At 53.4% G+C, this 3,069-nt stretch carries 3 protein-coding genes; all 3 read left to right on the top strand.

Annotated features, from left to right (window positions below; translation table 11 throughout):
• The coding region (locus ABF287_RS12285; RefSeq protein WP_347185295.1) for an extracellular solute-binding protein at positions 1 to 475 on the top strand (475 nt) is incomplete at its 5' end.
• Positions 476 to 547: 72 nt separating this feature from the next.
• Complete coding sequence (locus ABF287_RS12280; protein ID WP_072630238.1) at positions 548 to 1,828, top strand: ABC transporter permease; 1,281 nt, start codon at positions 548 to 550, stop codon at positions 1,826 to 1,828.
• Between the two features lie 4 nt (positions 1,829 to 1,832).
• Entirely contained in the window at positions 1,833 to 3,011 is a 1,179-nt protein-coding gene (locus ABF287_RS12275) for an ABC transporter permease (RefSeq protein WP_072630237.1), read from the top strand.
• Positions 3,012 to 3,069: the final 58 nt, after the last annotated feature.

Genomic DNA, 3,069 nt, shown 5'->3' with positions numbered 1-3,069 from the left:
GCTCGACACGATCAAAGATGACGTAATCTGGTGGTCTGCTGGTGCGGACACGCCTCAGTTGCTCGCAGATGGCGAAGTTGTCATGGGCTCCACGTACAACGGTCGTTTGTTCAGCTTGATCGAAGAGCAGAAGCAGCCAGTTGCGATGCTTTGGGACGCTCAGGTGTTTGACCTTGACGGTTGGATCATCCCAGCGGGTCTTCCTGCGGATCGTTTGGCGCGCGTTAAGGACTTCGTAAAGTTCGCAACAGACACACAGCGTCTTGCAGACCAGTCCAAGTACATCTCTTACGGTCCTGCACGCGCGTCTTCTGCGCCGTTGGTCGGAAAGCACATCGATCTTGGTATCGATATGGCGCCACACATGCCAACAGATCCTGAGAACGCAAAGAACACGTTCCTCTACAACTACGAGTTCTGGGCTGACTACCGCGACGACATCGACGCGAAATTCCAGGCATGGTTGGCTAAGTAAGCCTTTCCTAACTTGAAGAGGCGGGCCTAGTTGGCCCGTCTCAACCCCCCTCTCATTCCCCTGAGGATAATGATGACAAGCGTTCCCGACACAGATGCCGCCGGCCGAGTCCTTTCCGCCGATGGCACCCCCCTCAAGCAATCTCTGAACCGCGCGCTGCGCCGTCAGAAGTTACGCGCCCTCGCGTTGATTGCTCCGCTTTTGATCTTTGTTCTCGTGTCTTTTGTGGCACCGATCCTTGATATGTTGTTCCGCTCTGTCGAGAACCAACTGATTTCTGACAACCTTCCTCAAACGGTTGTGATCCTAGAAGACTGGGACCCCAACAGTGGTGAATTGCCGAGCGAGGCGGTTTTTGAAGCCTTCGCGGGTGATCTGCAAATCGCCATCAGCAAAAAGGTACACACGCGCATTGGGTCTCGTTTGAACTACGAAAAACCCGGCATTTCTTCGCTGTTCCGCAAAGCAGGACGGCAGGTCAAGAAGTGGGACATCCCGAATGATGGTCCATACAAAGAAAAGTTCGCGGACCTGAACAAAGGGTTTGCCGACATTGAAGTGTGGCGCACGATCAAGACTTATAGTGGTGCCTATACCAACGGCTATTTCCTGAATTCTATCGACATGCAAAAGGGCGCTGATGGTGCCGAAGCGCGACCTGAAAACGAACAGATTTACATCACTTTGTTCATCCGCACGCTGATCATGTCGCTGGCGATTACCTCGCTTTGTATTTTACTCGGCTACCCGGTGGCTTGGATCTTGGCGAACCTGCCGTCGCGCACGGCAAACTTGTTGATGATCCTCGTGCTCTTGCCATTCTGGACATCGCTTTTGGTGCGCACATCCGCGTGGAAAGTGATGTTACAGGATCAAGGGGTGGTGAACGAAGTACTGGTCTGGATTGGTCTTGTTGCCGACGATTCACGACTGGCCTTAATTAACAACCAAACGGGCACGATCATTGCGATGACGCATATTCTGCTGCCCTTCATGATTTTGCCGCTCTACTCGGTGATGCAGACAATCTCGCCGACATACCTTCGCGCGGCGAAGTCATTGGGCGCGACGGATTGGACAGCGTTCTGGCGCGTGTACTTCCCGCAGTCTATTCCGGGTATTGGCGCGGGGTCGATCCTCGTGTTCATTCTATCGATCGGTTATTACATCACGCCTGAACTGGTGGGTGGCACGAAGGGTGTGTTCATCTCGAACCGGATTGCCTTCCATATTTTATCATCGCTGAATTGGGGTCTTGCCGCTGCGCTGGGCACTATTTTGCTGGTGGTCGTGATGGCCCTCTATTGGGCCTATGACAAGATTGTCGGCATCGACAACGTAAAGCTGGGATAAGAACATGGTCGCACTCACACCGATTTCGCGCAAACCCATGTCCTTTGTGGTTCCAACAGTTGCGGCGGCTGGCGCTGTCGCGGGCATCTTTGTTGGCGCTGCGCAAGGCTCGTCACTCTTGGGACTGCTTGTTGGCGCAGCTTTGCTGGCTGTAATCGCAGTCATCGTGATGCAAGACATTCTGCCTGAGCGCATGATGAAGTGGATCGTCACTGCGGGCTTTGCAATTGCGGGCTTTATCCTCGCGGGTTTGCCTGCGCTTATCATTGGCGCGCTGTTTGGGTGGTTCTTTGGTTGGTTCGCCTATTGGCTTTTTGAAGGTCGCTATCGCGGGAAAGTCGCGCCTTATCTGACCTCTGGGCAAGTGCTATGGCATTTCACGTTTCGTGTGATTTGTGGCGCGATCTTTGTGTTTTTGATCACGCCAATTCTTGTTGTGATGCCGCTCAGCTTCAACGCGCAGGACTTCTTTACCTTCACGCAAGAGATGCTGCGGTTTGATCCGGCTGGCTACTCGCTCAAGCACTATCGTGATTTCCTGACCAACCCTGAATGGACGAATGCCGTTGCCAATTCGCTGCGCATTGCGCCTGTGGCGACCTTGCTGTCGGTTTCACTGGGTACGCTCGCGGCAATTGGTTTGAGCCAAAGCCACGTCCCGGGACGTCGTGCGATTATGGCGATCCTGATTTCGCCAATGATTGTTCCACTGATCATCTCGGCTACGGGAATGTATTTCTTCTACGCCAAAATCGGTATTATTGGCACCTATTGGGGTGTGGTCCTCGCCCACACGGTACTGGGCATTCCCTTTGTGATTATCACCGTTACCGCGACGCTGGTTGGGTTTGACAACTCTTTGACGCGCGCAGCGGCGAATATGGGCGCGGGTCCTGTGAAGACTTTCTTCAAGATCCAAATGCCGCTCATCCTGCCAGGTGTTATTTCCGGCGGTTTGTTCGCGTTCATCACATCGTTTGACGAGGTGGTTGTAGTGATCTTTATTGGTTCTGCGAAACTGCAAACGCTGCCTTGGCAGATGTTCACTGGATTGCGTGAACAGATCAGCCCAACGATTTTGGCGGCTGCGACGATCCTTGTGGGGATCTCTATCATCCTACTCACCATCGTTGAAATGTTGCGCCGCCGGTCCGAGCGCTTACGCGGGATGAGCCCAGCTTAATCCGGCCTCATAGAGCAATAAAAAAAGCCGGCTTCCCAGAGGAGCCGGCTTTTTCATT

The sequence above is a fragment of the Pacificibacter sp. genome, assembly GCF_039769035.1.
In the GTDB taxonomy this organism is placed as follows: Bacteria; Pseudomonadota; Alphaproteobacteria; order Rhodobacterales; family Rhodobacteraceae; genus Celeribacter.
The sequence above is the reverse complement of the archived record's forward strand: the minus strand, read 5'-3'. Positions and strand labels throughout refer to the sequence as shown.

Bases quoted from the DNA above. Each gene is read 5' to 3' on its own strand.
- ABF287_RS12275 (WP_072630237.1), top strand. From the start codon at position 1,833: ATGGTCGCACTCACACCGATTTCGCGCAAACCCATGTCCTTTGTGGTT.
- ABF287_RS12280 (WP_072630238.1), top strand. From the start codon at position 548: ATGACAAGCGTTCCCGACACAGATGCCGCCGGCCGAGTCCTTTCCGCC.